The organism is Vibrio sp. 1F169 (assembly GCF_041439605.1).
In the GTDB taxonomy this organism is placed as follows: Bacteria; Pseudomonadota; Gammaproteobacteria; order Enterobacterales; family Vibrionaceae; genus Vibrio; species Vibrio tasmaniensis_A.
Genome location: NZ_JBGOOI010000032.1, coordinates 15,185 through 35,587, shown reverse-complemented (window position 1 = coordinate 35,587; position 20,403 = coordinate 15,185). Strand labels below are relative to the sequence as shown.

The following is a 20,403-nucleotide window of genomic DNA, read 5'->3' as shown; positions in this document are numbered from 1 at the left end:
TTAGCTCTTACTTGGGTTGTCGACAATCGTTGAGTTCAACGTTTGAATGGTGATGGTGTAGCCTTGAATCAAATGCTTGAAAACAATATTGCCTGCCGTTTTATGTGCTCCGGGCTCTGCTTGGTAATCAATTTCAATGATTGGCTGTTGGTTTTCATCAAAGACGGTGCGGCTGTTTTCTGTATCGACCAAATACCAACCGATGTCTTGTAAAGGTTGAGCCCATGCTTCAACTGGCCATAGAGTTAGCATTAAATTAAATAGTACTTGCTCGGGTTGCGGCAGGGTTGCGCCAAGACCAGATAGAACTTGAGTATCAATCGTTTGGTTTTGGTATTGCAGCGATAGAATGCGAGTACCCCAAGAGGAGAAACCCGCCAACACGACTTTGTCTGATGTGACTTCGACTTGAACCGGTAGTTGCTGCGTATCATTTTCCCACGTAGCGCTGATCAGCTGGCTCGCCGTAAATGAGTATCCCAGTTCAGCAGGCAGCGGCAAGGCGAGCTCTGTGTCTTTATCGATTGCGACACTTGCGCCTGTAGGCTGTTGAGACACCATCGAACAAGCGCTGAGTAGTAAGCCCAATCCAACGACGAGCGCTATCTTGATTGTTTTGTTCATCTAAAAGCCTCTCGAGAGTTTGATTTTTCCGCTGCTTGTTGGTTGTTGATTGCAAGTGGCGAAAGCAACCACGCGACGAAAATACCAGTTAGGACGGTAACACCGAAACTATGAATGGCATGAGTTTGACTCAACGATAATAAGCCAAACGAGAGTAACGTCGTGAGGCCTGACAAAGTAATCGCCAATAAGGTGCTTAGTGATTTCTTCTGCTCAGCAAAGAACAGGGTATAGTCGATACCAATCCCTAAAATTAGAATCAGTCCAAGCAGGTTAAACAGATTCAGTGTCGAGCCTAAAATGCCCGTGACCGCTAAACCAGCGACTCCGGCAATTAATGAAGGCAACAGCATTAATAGGCTTTGCTTCACACCGTAGCGCCAACCTAACACCATCCCAATAGCGGCCAAAGCTATCAATAATAGCTCGGTGATCTTGACTCTATATTCCGCAAAGAGAGCAGAGATTTCATCGGCTTTATTGAGGTATTTAACACCTTGCTGCTGAGCAAAGCTTGAATCAAGCCATTGAGAGAACAGTTCTGAATTTGTGACGTCTTTGATCAAAATGACTGACGCTGCTTGTCCGTCTATCGGCTTTAACCAAAGTGGTCGAACAGGTTCTGACACTGGTGATTCTAAAAATCCAGATACCGTGATTGCTTCGAACTTAGGTAATTTTGGAAAGCTAGGCCAACCAAGTGTGTTCTGTAAGATATGGCTTTGCTGGTCATAGAGTTGCTCAACCAATTGATAGTTATCATGCTGGTCTTGTTTACTTAACAATTGCTGATTGATGCTGCGATATCCTGAGATACCTTGGCTATCGACCAAAGAATCTAAGCTCGTAGTGATCTCAGCCAGTTTTTTTAGCAGTTTTTGATCGCTGTTGGCAGTCACCAGCAGCATATTTTGACCACTGCCTAATTCTGATATCTCAGTAATGGCTTGCTCTTGCTGTTTGAGTTGCTCTGGCATCGCCTGAAGTTGTCGAATATCGTCATCGTAGCGAATTTGACTGAGTGATATCAAACTAACGACAGTCACTATTAATGGTAAGCCAATTCTAAACTTTTGGTTGTTCCAGAGGCTTAACCAAGTATGCCAAAGCTTCGACAAGGGAAGACGGCGTTCTTGGCTTGGTTTTGCCGCTAAAACGGGGTACCAACACACCACGCTGGCGTAAGCGGCAATAAGTCCAATTGACGAGAACAGAGCAAGTTGCTGCAAGCCAGGGAAAGGTGCCACCAACAGACCTAGGTAGCCAATCAAGCTGGTGATCAGACCCAAGGTTATCGCAACGAGAATGTGCTTCAAGCCTTTTTCACTTTGCCATTTACTCCCAGCTGCTAAGCGGTCAGTCAGGTAGTGAAAGGAGTAATCGATGGATACGCCAATTAAGCTGGCACCGAACACCAAACTAAACAGGTGAACTTTACCGAAGATAGCGACGGTGCTTGCCAGTGCGACCAATAATCCGGTACTGATTGAAAGCAAAGACAAGGCAAGAGGTAGGGCACTACGAAACGTCAGCCACACCAATAAAATCACACCTGCCAATGAGCCTAAACCAATGGTACTGATTTCTGATTTCGCGCTTTCGGTACCGTAATTGGCGTAGAACACCACACCGGTATGCTGCACTTTGACACCAAACTGCTTTTCGATCTCGCGCTCAATTGAACCAAGAGCGGGAAGTTGCTCTTGAATCGACAAGCTATAAGGTGAGCCTGCCAGAGTCGCCGTCACCAAAATATGAGTTTGCTCATTAGATTGAGCGGTGAGGTAGCCCTCTTTCACAACAAAGTTACTTGATTGAACGCTAACAGCACTGATGTAGTCGCGAAATAACAAGAATGGGTCGAGAGATAGCTCTGCTGCGGTGACGCCTGAGAACGGATTGTACAAAGACTGAATGACATATTGAGCTCGCGAATCCGGCGAGTGTGTCAGCGTCTCTTTTTGTTGTTGAGTTAGAAGTTGAGCTCGGTGACGAAAATAGAAATCGCTCCATTGGCTTTGCGTGCTGGCGTTGATCTTGCCTTGAACTTGCTTAAACAGAGTTGGCTGATTTGAGAAAGATCTTTGGTTGAGGGCTTTTTCAAAAGCGTCAGTCGCTGTCATGGCTTGTTCGACGTCGGAGGCACTTATGATAAACACCACTTGCTCGCTCATCGAGCTGGATATTTGCTGAAAGGCTTGCTCTACCATGGGATCTTGCTGGTTTTCTGGCAGCAATTTCATGATGTTGCTTTCAATGGGTACCGACGAAGAAAAAGCGAATTGTTTGATCAACAATCCGCTAAACAGTATTACGACAACAAGCCAAGCAAGGGCTAGGCTAGAATTGGAATTGTTGCGCTTCAGCATCTGATAATACTTCCGGTAGATGGCTTAACTGGCTAAATTCGATCACAGTGCTGTCCCCACGAACTTCTCTAAGTTCGATACGTTCAATGTCACCTTTTCCTTGCAGTGTGATGGCTTCAAACACCGCGTTCATTGGCGCATTCTTTGGCTTTAGAGTGAGTGTCCATCGTGTGTCTTCTGAACTTGAGTTTGCACTTTCATCAGAATTTTTCTCAGTCGCTGGTTCAAATGACAGTGAGAATTGCTCTTGAAGTTTTTGCGTGTCCCCGTGAAACACCGACAGGAATATATGGCTGAAATAAAATGCCATTGGGTTTTCTGTATCGGTAATGATCTTAGCGGGTTGTTCGGCAAATCTTTGGCTCAGTTTGTTATCGGTTAGCACCAAGCTCACAGGAAAGGGGGTCGCTTGTGTCCAAAGCAAACCATTCGACTTGTCTAACAGGAAAGTACCTTGTGATGTTAGAGGTTGGGCGAACATTTCCATGTTACGTGTTTGAGTAAACTCACCACGAACGATACTATTTTCGCTTAACACGGTTTGTAGTTCTGTAATAGAGCCGACAGCATTCGTGTTCTCGCTAGCGCCAGCAAAGTGGCTCGCCATCATTGAAGCAAGCCCTAGCAGTGCGATACTGATTTGCTTACGCCCGTGTTTAAACAGACTCATGTTTCACCTGCTGCTGTGTGTTAGGTACTTGCGGTTGCTCTGATTGGTGATCGTTTGATTGCTGCTCAGTTGATTGGGGTAAGCAGCCAAATTGATGCCAGTGTTCGATTTTATCGGTAAACACTTTCGGCGAAGCAAAACACATCTCTTGCTCTTCAATGGTTACTGCAACCTGCATGGTGTGAGCGCGTGTCATACGAGCACCGGTGTTGGCATCGTGAATTTCGTAGTCAACACGCAAGCGGTTTTCCCATTCAGTTAACTTAGCGGATACCGTGATCTGATGATTAAACGGTATTGCTTTGATGTACTTTACGCGCGTGTCGATGATCGGCCACATGTAGCCCGAATCCTTCATCTCATGGTAGTTGTACTCAATCTTATCCATCATGATGCGCCTAACTTCTTCAAAAAATCGGAAGTAGTTGCCATGGTAGATCACGCCCATTGGGTCGGCATCTTGGAATGAGGTTACTAAAGTAACCTCTGATTTTAATGGATGAAGGATTTCAGACATAAATCGCTCTCAACAATATTGCGTAAAGGGTTAGCTACTCTAGGAGTAAAGTGACCAGTGTTGACTTTGAATACGAGCAATGAAGTGGCGTAGATCGCCTTCAAGTGGTCGATCTTCTACGATAAATTCAAACTCTTTAAGCACTTCGTCGCGAATGTGCTTTAGGTTTTCACTCATGTGGTGCTCATCAAGCTCATTATGGCGTTTACGAAGCTCAAGCGCTTGTGTCCCCGCCAGAAGTGATGCTGCCGCTACTTGTTCAGTCAGTTCAAGAACGCGTAAGCAGTCACGAGCCGCAATGGTGCCCATGCTGACTTTGTCTTGGTTGTGACACTCGGTTGAACGAGAGAACACGCTTGCTGGCATGGTGTGTTTCAATGCTTCTGCTGTCCAAGCTGAAACGCCAATCTGTACCGCTTTGAAACCGTGGTTGATTGGTTTACGTTCGCCTTCAGCACCCGTTAGGTTAAATGGTAAGCCGTTGTTGAACTTGTAATCCATCAACTGCGCCATTTGGCGATCAAGTAGATCTGCAAGGTTGGCTACTGCTGTTTTTAGCGTATCCATTGCCATTGCGATGTGGCCACCGTAGAAGTGTCCACCGTGCAGTACGCGCTCATTGTCGCCATCGATAATTGGGTTATCGTTAGCGCTGTTGAGCTCGTTCTCAATCATTTGGCGTAGCCAAGGCAGAGAGTCTTGAACCACACCAATCACATGTGGAGCACAACGCAGTGAGTAACGATCTTGTAGGCGATCACTGTTGCGTGGCGGACGATCCGCTTGTAAGTCATCACGTAGCCATGCAGCAACTTGCTGTTGACCCGGATGAGGCTTAACTGCAAACAGCGCTTCATCGAAATGGAAATCGTTGCCTTGCATACCTACAGACACCATTGCGGTGATCTTAGTCGATAGCTGAGCTAGGTATTCTGCACGTTTGTAGGCGATACAAGCCAAAGCCGTCATTACTGACGTGCCATTCATCAATGCCAAGCCTTCTTTTGGCTTAAGCTTGATAGGGTTAATCCCTAGCTCTTTGTAAACGTCACTAGTAGGGCGAACTTCACCTTTGTAGATGACATCGCGCTCACCAATCAGTGCAGCTGCCAGATAAGACAGCGGCGTTAAATCACCACTGGCACCAACCGATCCTTCTTGAGGAATGCGCGGCGAGATATCTTGGTTGATCAGAGTGACGATCTGGTTGAGCAAATCGTGAGTCACACCAGAGACACCTTGTGACAATGAACAAAGACGTGTCGCTAATACTGCACGAGATTGTTCGTGAGACAGTATTTCGCCTAAACCACAGCCATGAAAGCGCGTTAGATGCAGTGGTAATTCATCAACAAGGTTTGGCGGAATTGCAACGGTACATGAGTCACCGTAGCCCGTTGTCACACCATAGATCACCCCTTCTTCTTTCAATAGGCGTTCTAAAAAAGCGACACCGCGGTCGATCTTTGATGTGAACTCATTGCTTGAGTTCATCGAGGCTTTTGCGCCTTGTGAAATAGCGACAACATCCTCAATCGTGAGGCGTTCGGCACCAAAGGTGATGCTATTTGGATTTGTTTTCGTCATGGTGCTTGCTCAATGTCCAAAAGTTAAAAAAGTTGTACCACTGAAGCGGTGCTTTCAGTGTGTAGTGCTGAAGTCGGTCTGCGTATTTCTGCACGACTTGCTGTAAAGATTGTTCGCGAGTCTTCCTTGGTAGCTCTATCTTGTCGCTGAAATGCTCAAAATAGACATTAAAATGCGGTTTGGTTTGTGAGTCATCTCGTAGGCCAAACAATAAGAATACTGGCGCTTTGAGAACAGAGGCTAACATAAATGGCCCTTGAGGGAAGGGAGCTTCTTTACCCAAGAACTCTGCCCATACTGAGCGACTCTCTTTGCTGGTGGAGGTTCTATCGCCAACGATCACAATCCATTCACCTTGCTCCAATTTTTGTTGCAACAAGATGGCGGTATCAGGGCCCATCGATGTCACCTGAATCAGGTTTAAATCAGACTGTGGGTTTACCGCTTTCATCACCGAATTAAAGCGTTCGGCGTGTTCCGTGAAGACCAGCGCATTGATTTTGATGTGTGAGTGTCGACGTCCCAAAGCGCGGCACAACTCGATATTACCAAGGTGAGACCCCAGGATTAGCACACCTTGCTGGTTTTCCACCATACTTTCGAATTGCTCTTGACCATGAATGGTCAGGTTATCGACTGAAAAATCACCTTTCCATGCGGCTAATTTGTCTAGCATGGTGTGACCAAACGAAAGCAGGTGGTTATAACTGGTTAATTCAGCGGGTAAATCAATATTCTGTTGCTCTGCGTATGTCTTAAGCTGGAATAGGTATTGCTCAGAAGCGTTTCGCGCGCGCTTTCCTGTCAAATGGTAGTAACGCATTACACCGCGCAAAATTAGGTTGAATACACCTCGGCCTAATAGTGAGTAAACAGCTAACAACAGTTTGATACCGAGTACTGTGCCGCGCTCTTGAGTTCTGGACCAATGAGGCTGTTCAGTGCTATTTGGTGCCTGCTGCGCCTGATTGCTTTCTGAAAATTGTGTAGAACTTGTTAGGTGATCTTCAGAATCTGATTTGAAGTGACGAGCAATCAGCTTAGGGGCTCTTGGCAGCATGCCGAAGAACAGTCGAGTATGCATCCAACTGATTTTTACGTTGTCCCACAGCGCATCGAAATGAGAGACACCATTTTCAGGGTAGATGACTCGCGTCTCAATGAAGTCAATGTCGCAGCCTTCCCAGTATAAGCGAACCAGAATCTCGATATCGAAGTCCATTCTCGAACCGACATCGTATTTATTCAGTACTGTTTGTGCCTTATCGATTGGATACGCTCTAAAGCCACACATGCTGTCTTTAATCGAGAGAGATAGAGTTTCTATCCACACCCAAATATGTGTCGCGTAGCGCCCGTAGAGCCTTGCCTTCGGTACGCTATCGTCATAGACAGGCTGACCTGAGATCAGGCGCTGGGGCTTAGCTTGTGACGCTTCGATTAATGCGGGTAGGGCGTCTAGGTCATGTTGACCGTCAGCATCAATCTGAATGGCATGACTAAAGCCGAGCTCCTGTGCTCGCTTGATGCCAGCCTTTACGGCACCGCCTTTGCCTTGGTTCTGCTCAAGCGTAACCAAGGCTACGTTTGAATTCTCTACTAAGGGAGCCAGAAACTGTTTCGTGGTGAGTTCACTGCCATCGTCAACGATGATGATCGTCAACTCAAAATGATGGAGTGACGACACCACTGCAGGCATGGTTTCACCGTGGTTAAAGCACGGGATTAGGAAGCAAGCTTTGTAGTTGCTTTCTTTTGTTACGTGTTGAGAAGCAGCCTCAGCAGGAGCGCTATTCACTTTTCTCTCCCAGCTTCATTTTTCCTGAAGAGTGGGTCTGTTCACCGCTGTTTGAGGTGTAGCTGAAGCTCAGCTTGTCTTTGTCAGCATCCCATTTGAGTGATAGCTGGATTGTGGCGTCAGGAAGGATAGGCTCTTGGAATTTGATGACCTCCATACCTTTAAAGTAACCAGGGACATTTAACTCTTGGACAGCATAGTGAAGTGCCCAGTCAATTTGTGTCACACCGGGAAGAATAGGGAAGCTCTTAAAGTGCCCCTTAAAATCGGTGATGTCTCCGGTAACATGGAGTGTCAGGGTCGATTCTTTCTCTACAGTGTCAACAGCAATGACGTTTGGTTTTCTCTTATCCATAGCGTGTGCTTAGAATCCTTGGGCTAAAATGGGTCTTCTGACAAAAATATAAAAGATAATCTCAGTATAAAATGCGACCAGTGATTTTTATGATTTGACGAGCTGCTCTATGTGAGAGGTTAGTCGCTTGCCTTGGCTGTTGAGGGGGATCTCATCAACAACACGATACTTTCTTGGAATAGCGATTGGCTCTAACCATTTTCTGAGTTCTGAACGTAACATTAACCAGAATTTACCTTTACTCATGGTTGCGAGAGTCGCTTGGCCTTCCTCTGATAATACCAAAACCGATGCTAAAATTAAGCGTTCAGGCTCTTCAAAGGGAATGACCACACACTCGCTTATCCAAGGCAGTTGCTCAAGTCGCTTTTCGACTTCAACCAGTGATACTCGTTTTTCTTCTATCTTGATCACTCGGTCGGTTCGGCCTTTCAATATGAATTGATTCTCTGAGACCATTTCGCATTCATCGGCGGTTTGATACCAGTTGTTTTTGTCGATGTACGGCGACAATAACTTAATGCAATTCTCACTATTAAGACTAGCCTTAATACAGTCAAAAAGCTGCCAAGGTGTTTGAACGCTCTGTTGCTGACGAAACGCGATGCCGCCGGTTTCTGTGCTGCCAAACACCTCGATAGGTAAATGCCCAAGCAGACCTCGTGATTGATGAGCCGACTCGGTAGGTAAAGGGCCACCAGAAGAGAATACCCCCGCTAGATGCGTAGACTTTGTCTCGTGTTTTAATCGTTTGAGTAGCGCAGGGCTGCTGATCAGCACGCTCTGCTTGTTAGCGTGAGACAGGATCTGTTCCGGGTATTCGAGATTGTTTCGAGAAAATGGAACGCCAGAACAAAGCGGCCATAAGATTCGAAACAACAGACCATAGATATGTTGGTGTGAGACGGTGCTGTGGACTTGGTTGTCTTTAAGCAAGGCGCCCCAATTTTTATCTAGCTGAGCGATTTCAATATCTAGGTGTTCTAAGGTCTTACGGATTGCCTTCGGCGTACCGCTTGAACCTGAAGTAAACAGGGTCAATTGGATTGCTACTAACTCAATGGCGGGAAGATTATCGGTTAGAGGTTCTCGTATTTCGGTGTCTAATAAGGTTTGGATATTGCGAACTTCATTTATTTCCACTGCACCAATCGCATCATCGACCAACAGACAGTCAAAATGCTCACTCAGCTCGGCAAGCGCACACGGTTGATAGTTACCTGGCAAGATGATGTGTTTGTTGCTGGCTGCGCACGCTAAAAAGGCCACTGAAAATAGGTAGCTGTCTTGGGTGCAAATCGCAACTCGTTGAAAAGGGGATGAAGATAAAAGCTGTACGAGTTGAGATAAGTCGTCGTTAAATGTTTGCCACGAAATCTCGCTATTGTCGTCAAAGCAGACAATAGAATCAGGCGATCTGTTCTGACTAAGAAGTTCAGACAAGGAAGTGTAAGAGATGGTTTGTGTCATAACAATTTAACTCTGACGAATGCGCTGTCTTACTACCCACTCTCCTGCAAAGAGCAACCCCGCAAATACATAGCTGAGTAAGCCATTGTATAGGGTCCATATTTCAAGAGGTTGGAAGCAGGTGTAAAGGGCGATAGAGCCATTGATAACAAAGAACAGACACCAAACTTTGGTGACTGTTCGTGTGTAATCAACGCCACTTTGTGGAAGTTCTGGCTCTTGGAGGCGAGCAAGCCGCTCGATAATCGTTTGCGGTTGCCATAGGCTCGAGGCGAACACAACCAGCATACAAACATTAACGATGACGGGGTAATAAGTTAGCCAGCCGTGCTGTTTGAAGGTTAACCCTAATGCCAGCAGAATAATTCCGGCACTTCCGCTAATCCAAGCTAGGTGTTTTAGCTCTTTGATTTTAGCCTGACCACCGGTGAAAATGCGGACAGCAAAAATAGCGGCTAAGACGATACCAACGGTTTGTAGGCCAAACTTGTTGAGTCCAAAGTAAACCGCTATTGGATAAGTGAAAAGTATGATTGCCGACAGTAAAGTCAGCAGAGGACGCATTATGCGTCCTTCAATAGTTCAACCACAGACTCGACAACGTCATTAACGGTGCGTACTGCTTTGAACTCTTCAGGCTTGATCTTCTTACCTGTAACGTTCTGTAAGTGAACGACCAAATCAACGGCATCAATGCTGTCGAGATCGAGGTCGAGATAAAGGTGTGCTTCTGGAGTGATATCTTCAGCATCAAGCTCAAACAGCTCGATAAGCGCATCTTTAACCTGGTTGAATACTTCTTGTTGGTTAGCTTGTGTCATAAAGATCTGTCTAGTTGTTTGTTTTAGATGAAATGTAGTTAGCTAGGTTTTCAACCGATGCAAAATGCTGGCGAGTGTTTGAATCGTCGGCATCGATAACAATGTTGTACTTTTTCTTGATAGCAAGGCCGAGCTCAAGGGCATCGATAGAATCTAATCCAAGTCCATCACCAAACAGTGGTGCTTCCGTTTCAATTTCATCAATGCTCATATCTTCAAGATTCAGTGCGTCGATAATCAGTTGTTTTAGTTCGTTGTGTAATGTTTCCACTTAGGCCTACTTAGTACTTTATCTAAATGCTACTTCAAGGGGGGCGATTCTACATTATGTGATGTATTTTCGAAACGCTGATATCACCAGTTGTTTTATTGATGAGCTAAATATTCTCTTCGGAAGGAAAAATAGTCTGTGCAAGGTGTTGATTGAGGCGCCTTGCTGCCGAAGTTAAGTTGTTTGAATTCTCAATAAAGGGTGCGACGTCTATTTTACCTTTCACTGCGATATGAAAAAAGGGTTTAGTGGCAGGAACTTGATACCATTTTTTCTCTTTTGTTAAGAATGTCGGAGAAACTGTAATATGAATCACGCGTAAATCGGTTTGTGTTCGAGTGGCAATTTGTGCCGCACCACGTTGTAAGGATGGTTCAATTCCTGGCGTTGTGCGAGTTCCTTCAGGGAAAACTAACAATACATTTCCACGCGAAAAGCGTTCTTCACAGCGTTCTAAAAGATCGTCAGGGGTTTGGTTGGGTATGTATCCCGCTGCTTTGACAATCCTCTTCATAAACGGGTTTTCCCATATTGCCGCTTTAACAAGACAATCACATTGAGGAAGTTGAGAGGCGATTAGTACATAGTCAATCAAGCTAGGGTGATTGGCGACAATGATGCAGTTGCGATCTTCGCGGAGCAGTTCGGCGCCATCAATTTGGTAATCAATCGCGCCTGTGAACTTCATTATTTGGCAGAATGCATTGAATGAGAAACGGATTAATCGTTGTGCTTTGAGCTCTCTTTCTATGACGTTGCGAGTCGTTAGGGCGATCGAAGGTAAGATTAAGAAGCTTAAGACTAAGCCTCCCAAACCAAAGATGGTAAAGCAGAGCCCCGTCGCGAATACTCGCCAACATTGGCCTACTTTGCTCATTTCTGTGCACCTGCTTGGGCGTTATTGACCCAGGACCAGTTTTGGTGCTTACCAGCAATAGTCCAATGCTGTGTTCCCAATAGGATATGTTGTAGCGTTTGTAGGCCTTGTGGTAAATCAGCGGCTGAGCTGTCTCTAACTTTGGGGGGGCTAGCGATTGGTTTACTTGTTACTGCTCTCGAAACTGAGTAGTCACTGCCTGCAGTGACTACTAAACCTAGAGCGTAGTCAGCATAGTGCTGATTTTCGTATTCTCGATATACATCAGGCAGAGGTTGGTCGAAGTCAATGACGAGTACACGATGTGACGGATACTGATGTAGGTAAAGATAAGCTTCAATCAGGGCGTTGTGAAAGGTATCTTGCCCAGCAGCGATAGAGGTCAGTGGAATCGGTGCTTTTGCAGCAATCGTTGTTAGACCTGCAGCGGTGTTGTGTACCGATTGGGAAAACGCCATTGGAGAGGCATCGTCACCTTCTAATATTGATTGAATTAAAGTGGCTGTTCGGTGGAGCTCACCATGCCGACTGGCAAAAACCAGATAATCAATCGAGGTATCTTTTAATAGAGTTAATGCGGTTTGGACGGCCAGTTTGCTTTGCAGGCTCATTCGGCGGCGCATCATAGGAGGGATGGCTTTAAATTCGGTTGAGCCATTTTGTGGCCAATCTAAATGAGTGCTCCACGTTTGCCACTCGGCAACGGAATAGAGGCCTGGCGAATTTGCTGACCATTTTTCAATATTAAACGACATTAATTGGGATTGATTTGACATAGAGTATTGATTTACTTTGGGTCTAACTAATACTATGCATGCTTATAAATAAACACGGGTAAGGAGTTTAAATGAAATTACTAAAAATAGCCGTTTCAATGTTATTTATACTCGTTCTTGCAGGCTGTGGACGTGTCCAACCTGTAATGAATGTTGAGGATACTCCAGTTGTTTTGAATCTTCAAAGTAAACAGGTGAAATCAGCGATTTATGAGTCTGCTGAGAACCGAGGTTGGTTGGTTTCAGAAATTAAGCCAGGCCTAATCCGTGCTGAACTGTATGTCCGTTCACATCATGCTGTGGTTGATATTCCATATAATGATAAGTTTTACTCTATTCTTTACGTCGAATCAGAGAATTTGAAGTACGACGATGGTGAAATACACCGTAATTACAACCGTTGGGTTAATAACTTGAACGTTGATATTAAACGCAAGCTTGCACAAATGGCTGCTATGTAGCTCTCTATTATTTTAAAGTTAGGTTTTTCGTGTCGGAATATAAATTAGATCCATTTAACGCATTAGAAGCAAAAACAGAAGCGCAAAAATTGTCTTTTGCTCCTATTGTTTTTCATACCGCTCGTACACTTCGTGATTTAGGTATTTTGAAAGCGTTAGATGACGCGGGCAATGATGGTTTACCCGCTGAAACTATTTCTCAAGCAACGGGTGTATCCGAATACGGTATCAAAGTTCTGCTTGATATGGCGTTGAGTGCTCACATCGTTACTTGGGATAAGCCTCATTATAAAATGGCTAACCTAGGTTTTTATCTATTGCATGATGGCATGACCAACGCAAATATGGATTTCACGGCTGATGTTTGTTATGCCGCGATGATGCATTTAACCGAAGCCATAGAAGAAGGTACACCTGCAGGCCTGAAAGAGCTGGGTGATTGGGAAACGATTTATCAAGGTTTGTCTCAATTACCAGAAAAAGCAAAAGAGAGCTGGTTTAAGTTTGATCATTTCTACTCAGATCGTTCGTTCCCTGTGTTGCTTGAGAAAGTTTTCAGTAAGAAGCTTAAATCGCTGGTGGATATTGGCGGTAATACAGGTAAGTGGGCAATGCAATGTTGTAACTACGACTCTGATGTCGAGGTGACGATTGTCGATTTGCCGCAGCAATTAGAAATGGCAATGGCAAACGCAACACAGCACGGTCATCAAGATCGAGTGACTCCATTCCCCGCTAACATGCTTGATAAACAGCAAGCGCTGCCGACAGGTACGGATGTATGGTGGATGAGTCAGTTCCTTGATTGTTTCTCGCCAATGGAAATTCTTAGCATATTAAAGCGTGTTCGCTCTCATATGTCAGAAGACGCGACTGTTTATATCCTTGAACTGTTTTGGGATGCACAGAAATACGATGCGGCTTCTTATAGCTTAAATGCGACGTCTCTCTACTTCACTTGCTTGGCCAACGGCAACAGCCGCTTTTACCGCAGTGAAGATTTCCTAGAGATAGTGGAAGAGGCTGGCTTTGATGTGGTGACTCGTACCGACGATATCGGTCTTGGGCATACGCTTCTGGAGCTGAAAGCTAGCGCGAAATAATCATGGTAAACATGGCTTAAATTAATGAAAAAACTGTCAACTCAAGTAGTGATCATCGGAGCAGGCCCATCAGGGTCTATTGCGGCGTCTTTGCTTCATAAAAAAGGCATCGATGTTCGAGTGATTGAAAAAAGCCTTTTCCCCCGTTTTTCTATTGGTGAAAGCCTGTTACCAGCGTGCATGGAAGTGATCGAACAAGCGGGCATGAGCGAAGCTGTGGCTAATGCTAACTTCCAATTTAAAGATGGCGCGGCTTTTCGTAAAAATGGCGTTTATACGGCGTTTAATTTTGAAGATAAGTTCTCTTCTGGGCCGGGAACGACGTTTCAGGTTCAACGAGGTACTTTTGATAAGGTAATGGCAGACTGTGCTGAAGCGCAGGGTGTTACCATTGATTACCAACATGAACTGATAGGCATTAACTTCGCTGAAGACCGTACTATATTAGATGTACAAATACAGGGTGGAGAGCGTTATCAGCTAGAGGCTCAATACGTCCTTGATGGTAGTGGTTTTGGTCGAGTGTTACCCAAGATGCTCGATTTAGAAGAGCCATCACGACTTCCTCCGCGCAAAGCTATCTTCACACATATTAATGATCATATCTCAGCAACGGATACTGATCTTGAATACGATCGCAGTAAAATTTTGGTCTCGGTACATCCAACCAATCCTGATGTTTGGTATTGGTTGATTCCCTTCAGTAACGGAGTCTCTTCATTCGGTGTGGTAGGGGAACCTAAATTCTTTGAATCATACCCAGAAGACAAGATTTCGGCGATTAAGCAGCTGGCAACAGAAGAGTCGGGCTTGGCCGAGATTTTGGCAAATGCGGAGTATCCAAATCCCGCAGGCGAAATTGGTGGCTATTCTGTCAACGTTAAACATCTTGCAACCGATAAGTATGCATTACTGGGTAATGCAGGGGAATTTCTTGACCCTGTATTTTCATCGGGAGTGACTATTGCGATGAAGTCGGCTCAGTTTGTGGTTGAGTGTGTGGAAAAACAACTCAATGGCGAGAAAGTCGACTGGGATCGTGAATACGCTGAACCATTGATGATTGGGGTAAATACTTTCAGAACGTATGTTGAAGGGTGGTACTCGGGGGATCTTCAGGATGTGATTTTCTATCAAGAACCAAACCAGAAGATAAAGCAAATGGTATGTTCGATTTTGGCGGGCTACGCATGGGATCAAAGCAACCCCTATGTAAACGAGTCAAAACGTCGATTGAAGACGCTGGCAGAGATATGCCGAAGCTAGATGGTCTATTTAGTATGTAATACCAATCGTAGTAAATAACTGGTCATCCTAGCTGGTTAAAACGCTCAATAACTACGTTAGAAATTTTGATTGTAGAATAACTACTTATCGAAAATTTCTGCCTTGTTCTTAAGCCTTTTTCCTGCGCTATTTATGATCACTTACTTACTGTGATTGGTATAACAGCATGCTAAATGGTCACTATGGTTAGCCATAAATCAAAACAGCCGCAATGCGCGGCTGTTTTTGTATCTGATAATCAGCCTCTCAGCTCGAGTACCAACTCCAGTACGTCAGAATCCAAAGTTTCTAACGAAGTTATCGAGGTTGATACTACTTCAGATCAATGCTGTTCAATCGTCCCATAAAGATAAGCAGCTCAATCACATCTTTGTGAGCTTCAAGCAGTGCTCGTTTGGTTTGGCTGTAGGCTGCGAGTCGACCGTGTTTCCGTATAGAACATACTTTCGTTCTGTATTTGTAATCACCATTCTCAGAGAAAACACGCCATTTCGCTATGTAGCACTCGTCGCGATGTTCAGGGTCACTCTGCGTTGGATTAGGCTTAAATACAATTTTAGGCTCTAAACTATGAGGCAGACGTGTCATGAGATAGGGCTCTTTGAGGACCTTTGGCCAAAACTTGCCCCAAAGCTGTCTACCTAGCTCATCTCTTAATTTGATGGTTTTCTTGAGTGCTTTGTCTTCCCCCATACGAACAAAGCCAACTGAACGATGTAATACCGTATCGTCGGGTGTATGAATATGGATCTTAAAAGCGGTCTTACCTTTCGAGATAAAGCGGTAACCGGTAGCACCAATTAGATTATTCTGGCTCATAGTTTGCTAAATGATGATTATGTTATTAATAAGATTACGACAAATACCGCGAAACCGAAACTAATCCTCATGAAAAAAATAAAGCCTTAGTACTTTTGCTAAGGCTTTATTAGAAAACATGAGTTGATGGTGCTGCTAACTACATGATTTTCTGCATTACATCACCAATTTGAATACTTCCCGCAAGGCTTGGTTGATCAATGGTGAGTTCAGCTTCGTTTTCATAAACGCGAGAAACCGTCAGGGTGATATCACTTTGAGAGACCTTATTGCGTGGCAAGCCTCTTTGGTCGATAAATGAACCTGTGTGCCAAAGCTGAAGTTTGTCACCTTGTTCTACACCGTGCATTCGGCCTAAATCAATGGTCACCATATTCCCAAACACAGCAGCAACTTCAGGAAGCGTGATTTTACAAGATACTTCCGATTCTAAATCCAACATAATATTACGACTGACACGAAGCATCATGCTGCCATAGGTTGATGCCCAGAAACGAGCACTGCGGGTGTCGATTTCACTGGTCTTCGCAAATGGCCATTTTGCTACTTCGCGATAGCTTCGGTTGTAAACCTGATGACCTGTTTTACCATCGAATACCTGCATTTCTAACGCAAATTGGCGATTGATAATGTCGTCTTTCAAAAGCTTCGATTCAATGGTTGCGGTTAAGTCGGTGATGTCACCACCTATGATGTACTGTGCCCCCGTATCTTGTGCGATCATTTTGATCACTTCCGCTCGACGCTTGTCTATGTCGTAATTTGTTGTGCCAACAGAGACAAAACTGCGAGATTCTTGCGCCAGTTGTCGGTTAACGACATGGCCAAAATCATCACCAATGTTATAGATTCGGCCCATCACAGCTTGTTGTGGAGAGCTTACATCAATATTACCGACCAAAAACGTCTTCTTATATTGGCTTTCATGGCAAGCACTTGCCGAAGGGTAGATGTCTATCCTTGCAGTGACCATTATATTGCCACCGCGTTTCTTCTCTTTTTCTACTAAGATGTAGCGCACTTCATGATTGGTAAATTGAAATTCTTTCTTTTTTGCATCTAAGTAGGGGGTGAGGTTTGCAATACTGCCGATGTCAGCGCCAGAGAACTGTATGGCTTTGTAAACGGCATCCTCTAGGGCATGAACCCTTGCCGCATCCTCTGACGATACGATGGTTGCAGTACCGGTAACTTCATACCAAGAGGCATGAGTACTGAAGCTGATGGTTGTCAGTAAACTTATTGAAAATAAGTAATAAATTATTTTTTTCATCTATTCGTTACCAGTTGGGTATAAATATTGCTTAACAAATATCTATAAGCTTAAAGCTGACTCAAGTGCGTTTTTCATAATCTGAACCATTAATGAAAAGCAAAGATTGTTCCAACATTGTAATCCATTGAAAAGAGTCATGGCGAGAACATATTGGAACAGCAAGCACTAAATATATCTGGAGATAAGAGAATGAAAAAATGGCTCGTAGTAATGAGTGTCATGTTAATGACATCATGCGCTTATTCGCCAATCTATAACGGTAAATCTGAGTATTCAGGCAGTCCGTTTATGTTGATGGACAGCCCGCGTCATACCATGGATTTTTTCGTGGAAAGCATGACCGAAGATTTGATCTTGTCGAATACGAGTATTTCAGCCAGAACACCCATTGCCATTACCTCGTTTGTCGATCTGCAACACATGGACACAACCAGTTGGTTAGGAAACTCGGTATCAGAAGGTTTCATTCATCAGTTTCAGCGTCGAGGTTTTAAAGTGGTTGATTTTAAAACCACAGGCTCTATCCAAGTGACCCACCAGGGGGATTTTGCTATTAGCCGCGATTGGAAAGACTTAGCCCAAGAGCAAGACGTCCAGTATGTTTTGACTGGAACTATGCTTCGTCAAGAAGGCGGTGTTCTAGTAAATGCTCGTGTGGTCGGAATGCAAACTCGCATCGTTGTTGCTTCCGCACAAGGCTTTTTACCTGCAGACCGTATTGGTCGTGACTTAGATACTCTGAACAGTATTCGAACTCAAGATGGGGTTATTATTCGTTCTGATCCAACGATCAGTCAGCCTCATACTGTTATTCTTCGCCCTTAGGAGTTCGTGATGAAGAAGTTAATATTTGTTGTTGCCGCTTTATTGCTTGTCGGCTGCCAACCATTACAAAGCATGAGACCTAATGACTTTTTGGTTGCGGTTGGCTACGCGAGTGTCAGCGAGCAGAAAGGTCGTAATGACGAAGAGAAACGTATTCGAGCAATGAGAGCCTCTAAAATTGATGCGTATCGTGAACTTGCCGAGCAAGTGTATGGTATGCGCGTGAGTGGTCGAGCTGAGCTTGAAGATCAGCGTCTTGGTACTGAGAGAACTTCAGGCGCGGTTGATGGTGTTATCCGTGGTGCCGAAGTGGTGCGCAGTTACCCTGTTGGCGACAGCTATGTGACTGAACTACGGTTAGATATCCGAAAAATGGAACAACTGCGTAATTATGGCGAAGTTCAACCAGTGCCTGAGAAGAGACAACAAACGTTGTTCTAGTTTAAGGATGTTTCTCCTGTTATATTGGCTGCTATTCGCTTTCCAGATGGCGTAACGGCAACCAGTAACGGCTATGAATAAGAAAGCGGCAAGTATTAAAGTACTTGCCGCTTTTTTGTTTATTGGCTTGGGGAGTACATTCACTGGCTTAATAGGCGTTTTGATAGGTGTAACGAGAAGGGTAGGCTGAGATACAGATACAGATACAGATACAGATACAGATACAGATATGAGAGGGCGGTGGTTTACCTAACTAAGCTTTAACGTTGGTTCCTAGCGTAGAAATTGTATGCGTTTGGCCTCCGGCATTGTAGGTCATGCCAATTTTGCCGTGACTTTGCTGCATCATATTGCTGAGTTTTTTGAAGCTAAGGTGTGCTCGATTCAAGGCTTCGCCATTTACTAGGTTCGCTTGATGGCAGTCGTGCACTATGGACTTGATGGTTGCGACTAACTGAGCAAGTTCAGGGTTCTCGGTTAGTTCAGATATATTAGTATGGGCAGCGATTCGTTGATCGGTTGATCTTAGTTGTTCAACAAGAACCACTTTCTCTTTGGCTATTCGCTCAATATCGCTCGATTGTCGGCTTGTAATAGCGATTTTCTCTGAACTCAATAATTCAGATAAGGCTTTGGCATTTTGAAGTTGGAAATTAACTAAATCTGCTAGTGCCGCCATAATGTAACCTACTAATAACCTCGTGTACTTTAAGATAATAACTTTATTTAAAAGCTAACGTTTGCTTAAAGACCTTTTAATTCGTTTTCAAATTTCATCATGTTGTCGGCCAACTTTTCTGGATCAACAGTGTATGAGCCATTTGCGATCGCTTCTTTTATTGCCGCGACTTTCACTGAATCGAAACTTGGTTGTGCTGCCATCTCTTGATGGAGTTGACCAATCGCCTTGCCTTGTTGGCTTAGTGAAACCGCATCTTTGCTTGCGGGTGATTTAGATGACACATCAGCTCTTGATGCCTCAGACTTAGAATCAGAGCGCACTGCTGAGCGGTTAGTGCTCGCTAGGGTTTGCCCTGAACGAATATTATCAATACCTGCCATAGTTAAGCCTTTTTCTTCAAAATGGGAACCTGTACAGTCAATATCGACCATGGGTGAGAATACTTTAGCAATTTTTAGCTCAATAGTCGAAAACGAACCAAACACCTCAACCGTTATAATTGGATGTTAGAGTTGAGAATAAAAGCGCTAACGATACCGACACTTTAAAGTGAAGTGTTAAAAGTAAACCGTGACTTCAGACATGCTGGTAACAATACCTTCGATTATACGCTGTGATTTGTCATTTTTCACCCTAACTTGATCACCCATTGAGCCATCGGTAAGTGCAGTACCTTTGGTGGTAATGGTCATGCCACCTTTTACTGCCTGTATGATAACCTTCTCATTTCGGCATACGACACAAATATCGCCTCTTTCGACAACATCACCGGGTCTTAGGTTCTTTTTTACCTTAGCACCGATGACTTGTTGTGGAGTGGTAAAGCCTTGGCGACGAAATTTGTTGAGAGAGATCATCGCAGTTGTGACGTCGTATTGACCGACAATTTCGCCTCTCGCCAGTGAACGAGTCGTTGTGACAAGTGGTACTGACATTGAAAGGCGCACTGGCACGTAAACACGCCATTCATCAGGAACACAACGAACTAAAACAGTAATGCTGCTGCGAGTGTTGGTTGTTGTAGAGGCACTTGTCTCAAGGGGGATAGGACAATTTGTTGCTTTGATTCTAGAGTCTACATTAGCGGAATTAACAAAAAGTTCACCGCCTCGCGGTTGCTCCACCGAGTCAAGGATGTGTTGCTCAGCCGCTGATTGGATCATGTCAATTTGTTCCGGCGTTGCCGCGTGTGTAAAAAAACTAAACAATATTGTTAGAATGCCGATAAACTTAGCGACAGTTTTAAAAATAGTTCTACACATAGCTATGGAAAAAAGATATATGTTTGCTTTATGATATGTCATTTTATTTCTCTAGTGGTTCGTAGCCTGCAGTAGACTAACACTTTCTATCCAAAAAGTTTGATATGGAGAT

Annotated in this window: 23 protein-coding genes; 5 read left to right on the top strand and 18 right to left on the bottom strand. The window is 44.4% G+C overall.

Annotated elements, in window-relative coordinates; translation table 11 throughout:
- From ACED53_RS13595 to ACED53_RS13535, 13 genes are all read right to left on the bottom strand, one after another.
- Window positions 1–624, bottom strand: a complete 624-nt coding sequence (locus ACED53_RS13595; protein WP_009848600.1) for a DUF3261 domain-containing protein — start codon at window positions 622–624, stop codon at window positions 1–3.
- Complete coding sequence (locus ACED53_RS13590) at window positions 621–2,993, bottom strand: MMPL family transporter (RefSeq protein ID WP_017099634.1); 2,373 nt, start codon at window positions 2,991–2,993, stop codon at window positions 621–623. The genes ACED53_RS13595 and ACED53_RS13590 overlap by 4 nt, the downstream gene beginning before the upstream one ends.
- Window positions 2,965–3,663, bottom strand: a complete 699-nt coding sequence (locus ACED53_RS13585) for an outer membrane lipoprotein carrier protein LolA (RefSeq protein ID WP_102579884.1) — start codon at window positions 3,661–3,663, stop codon at window positions 2,965–2,967. The genes ACED53_RS13590 and ACED53_RS13585 overlap by 29 nt, the downstream gene beginning before the upstream one ends.
- Window positions 3,650–4,180 (bottom strand): thioesterase family protein, encoded by a 531-nt coding sequence (locus ACED53_RS13580; protein WP_012603411.1) that lies wholly within the window; start codon window positions 4,178–4,180, stop codon window positions 3,650–3,652. The genes ACED53_RS13585 and ACED53_RS13580 overlap by 14 nt, the downstream gene beginning before the upstream one ends.
- Window positions 4,181–4,219: 39 nt before the next feature.
- Complete coding sequence (gene hutH / locus ACED53_RS13575; RefSeq protein ID WP_017099153.1) at window positions 4,220–5,767, bottom strand: histidine ammonia-lyase; 1,548 nt, start codon at window positions 5,765–5,767, stop codon at window positions 4,220–4,222.
- Window positions 5,745–7,565 (bottom strand): glycosyltransferase, encoded by a 1,821-nt coding sequence (locus ACED53_RS13570; RefSeq protein ID WP_017099636.1) that lies wholly within the window; start codon window positions 7,563–7,565, stop codon window positions 5,745–5,747. Before ACED53_RS13570 ends, hutH begins: the two co-directional genes overlap by 23 nt.
- On the bottom strand, window positions 7,558–7,920 hold the full coding sequence (locus tag ACED53_RS13565; protein WP_009848594.1) for a 3-hydroxyacyl-ACP dehydratase: 363 nt from the start codon (window positions 7,918–7,920) through the stop codon (window positions 7,558–7,560). The genes ACED53_RS13570 and ACED53_RS13565 overlap by 8 nt, the downstream gene beginning before the upstream one ends.
- An 87-nt stretch (window positions 7,921–8,007) precedes the next feature.
- Entirely contained in the window at window positions 8,008–9,390 is a 1,383-nt protein-coding gene (locus ACED53_RS13560; RefSeq protein ID WP_017099637.1) for an AMP-binding protein, read from the bottom strand.
- 6 nt (window positions 9,391–9,396) lie between these two features.
- The gene (locus tag ACED53_RS13555) at window positions 9,397–9,954 is read right to left on the bottom strand and encodes a septation protein IspZ (protein ID WP_017099638.1); all 558 of its coding nucleotides are present in this window, start codon (window positions 9,952–9,954) and stop codon (window positions 9,397–9,399) included.
- Window positions 9,954–10,211 carry an acyl carrier protein gene (locus ACED53_RS13550; protein WP_009848591.1) on the bottom strand — a complete coding sequence of 86 codons (258 nt, stop codon included), beginning with the start codon at window positions 10,209–10,211 and terminating at the stop codon, window positions 9,954–9,956. The genes ACED53_RS13555 and ACED53_RS13550 overlap by 1 nt, the downstream gene beginning before the upstream one ends.
- 10 nt (window positions 10,212–10,221) lie before the next feature.
- Window positions 10,222–10,482: a phosphopantetheine-binding protein gene (locus ACED53_RS13545; protein WP_009848590.1), complete on the bottom strand. Its 261-nt coding sequence runs from the start codon at window positions 10,480–10,482 to the stop codon at window positions 10,222–10,224.
- A gap of 106 nt (window positions 10,483–10,588) precedes the next feature.
- Entirely contained in the window at window positions 10,589–11,359 is a 771-nt protein-coding gene (locus ACED53_RS13540) for a 1-acyl-sn-glycerol-3-phosphate acyltransferase (RefSeq protein ID WP_012603417.1), read from the bottom strand.
- The gene (locus ACED53_RS13535; protein WP_017099157.1) at window positions 11,356–12,135 is read right to left on the bottom strand and encodes a beta-ketoacyl synthase chain length factor; all 780 of its coding nucleotides are present in this window, start codon (window positions 12,133–12,135) and stop codon (window positions 11,356–11,358) included. Before ACED53_RS13535 ends, ACED53_RS13540 begins: the two co-directional genes overlap by 4 nt.
- Window positions 12,136–12,206: 71 nt before the next feature.
- On the opposite strand from ACED53_RS13535, the gene ACED53_RS13530 reads away from it, so the two are divergent.
- The 3 genes from ACED53_RS13530 to ACED53_RS13520 are packed head-to-tail and all read left to right on the top strand — an operon-like array spanning window position 12,207 to window position 14,965.
- On the top strand, window positions 12,207–12,596 hold the full coding sequence (locus ACED53_RS13530) for a hypothetical protein (protein ID WP_017099158.1): 390 nt from the start codon (window positions 12,207–12,209) through the stop codon (window positions 12,594–12,596).
- 29 nt (window positions 12,597–12,625) lie between these two features.
- Window positions 12,626–13,699, top strand: coding sequence for a methyltransferase (locus tag ACED53_RS13525; RefSeq protein WP_017099639.1), 1,074 nt, complete (start codon window positions 12,626–12,628; stop codon window positions 13,697–13,699).
- Window positions 13,700–13,723: 24 nt separating this feature from the next.
- On the top strand, window positions 13,724–14,965 hold the full coding sequence (locus ACED53_RS13520; protein WP_017099640.1) for an NAD(P)/FAD-dependent oxidoreductase: 1,242 nt from the start codon (window positions 13,724–13,726) through the stop codon (window positions 14,963–14,965).
- 333 nt (window positions 14,966–15,298) lie between these two features.
- Here the strand turns inward: ACED53_RS13520 and ACED53_RS13515 are convergent, their stop codons facing one another.
- Together ACED53_RS13515 and ACED53_RS13510 are read right to left on the bottom strand one after the other, a co-directional pair.
- Window positions 15,299–15,805: a hypothetical protein gene (locus tag ACED53_RS13515; RefSeq protein WP_009848584.1), complete on the bottom strand. Its 507-nt coding sequence runs from the start codon at window positions 15,803–15,805 to the stop codon at window positions 15,299–15,301.
- 139 nt (window positions 15,806–15,944) lie between these two features.
- A complete protein-coding gene (locus tag ACED53_RS13510) occupies window positions 15,945–17,078 on the bottom strand; it encodes a flagellar assembly protein FlgT (RefSeq protein ID WP_017099641.1) in 1,134 nt (377 codons plus the stop codon).
- A 192-nt stretch (window positions 17,079–17,270) separates the two neighbouring features.
- Between ACED53_RS13510 and ACED53_RS13505 the strand changes: the two genes are divergently transcribed.
- Window positions 17,271–17,906, top strand: coding sequence for a FlgO family outer membrane protein (locus ACED53_RS13505; RefSeq protein ID WP_012603422.1), 636 nt, complete (start codon window positions 17,271–17,273; stop codon window positions 17,904–17,906).
- Window positions 17,907–17,915: 9 nt separating this feature from the next.
- The gene (gene flgP, locus ACED53_RS13500) at window positions 17,916–18,347 is read left to right on the top strand and encodes a flagellar assembly lipoprotein FlgP (protein WP_017099642.1); all 432 of its coding nucleotides are present in this window, start codon (window positions 17,916–17,918) and stop codon (window positions 18,345–18,347) included.
- Window positions 18,348–18,600: 253 nt separating this feature from the next.
- Here flgP and ACED53_RS13495 read toward each other — a convergent pair whose 3' ends face one another.
- From ACED53_RS13495 to flgA, 3 genes are all read right to left on the bottom strand, one after another.
- Window positions 18,601–19,026, bottom strand: a complete 426-nt coding sequence (locus tag ACED53_RS13495) for a flagella synthesis protein FlgN (protein WP_009848580.1) — start codon at window positions 19,024–19,026, stop codon at window positions 18,601–18,603.
- A 65-nt stretch (window positions 19,027–19,091) separates the two neighbouring features.
- Window positions 19,092–19,409, bottom strand: coding sequence for a flagellar biosynthesis anti-sigma factor FlgM (gene flgM, locus ACED53_RS13490; protein WP_029225445.1), 318 nt, complete (start codon window positions 19,407–19,409; stop codon window positions 19,092–19,094).
- 177 nt (window positions 19,410–19,586) lie between these two features.
- A complete protein-coding gene (gene flgA, locus ACED53_RS13485; protein WP_012603426.1) occupies window positions 19,587–20,333 on the bottom strand; it encodes a flagellar basal body P-ring formation chaperone FlgA in 747 nt (248 codons plus the stop codon).
- Window positions 20,334–20,403: the final 70 nt, after the last annotated feature.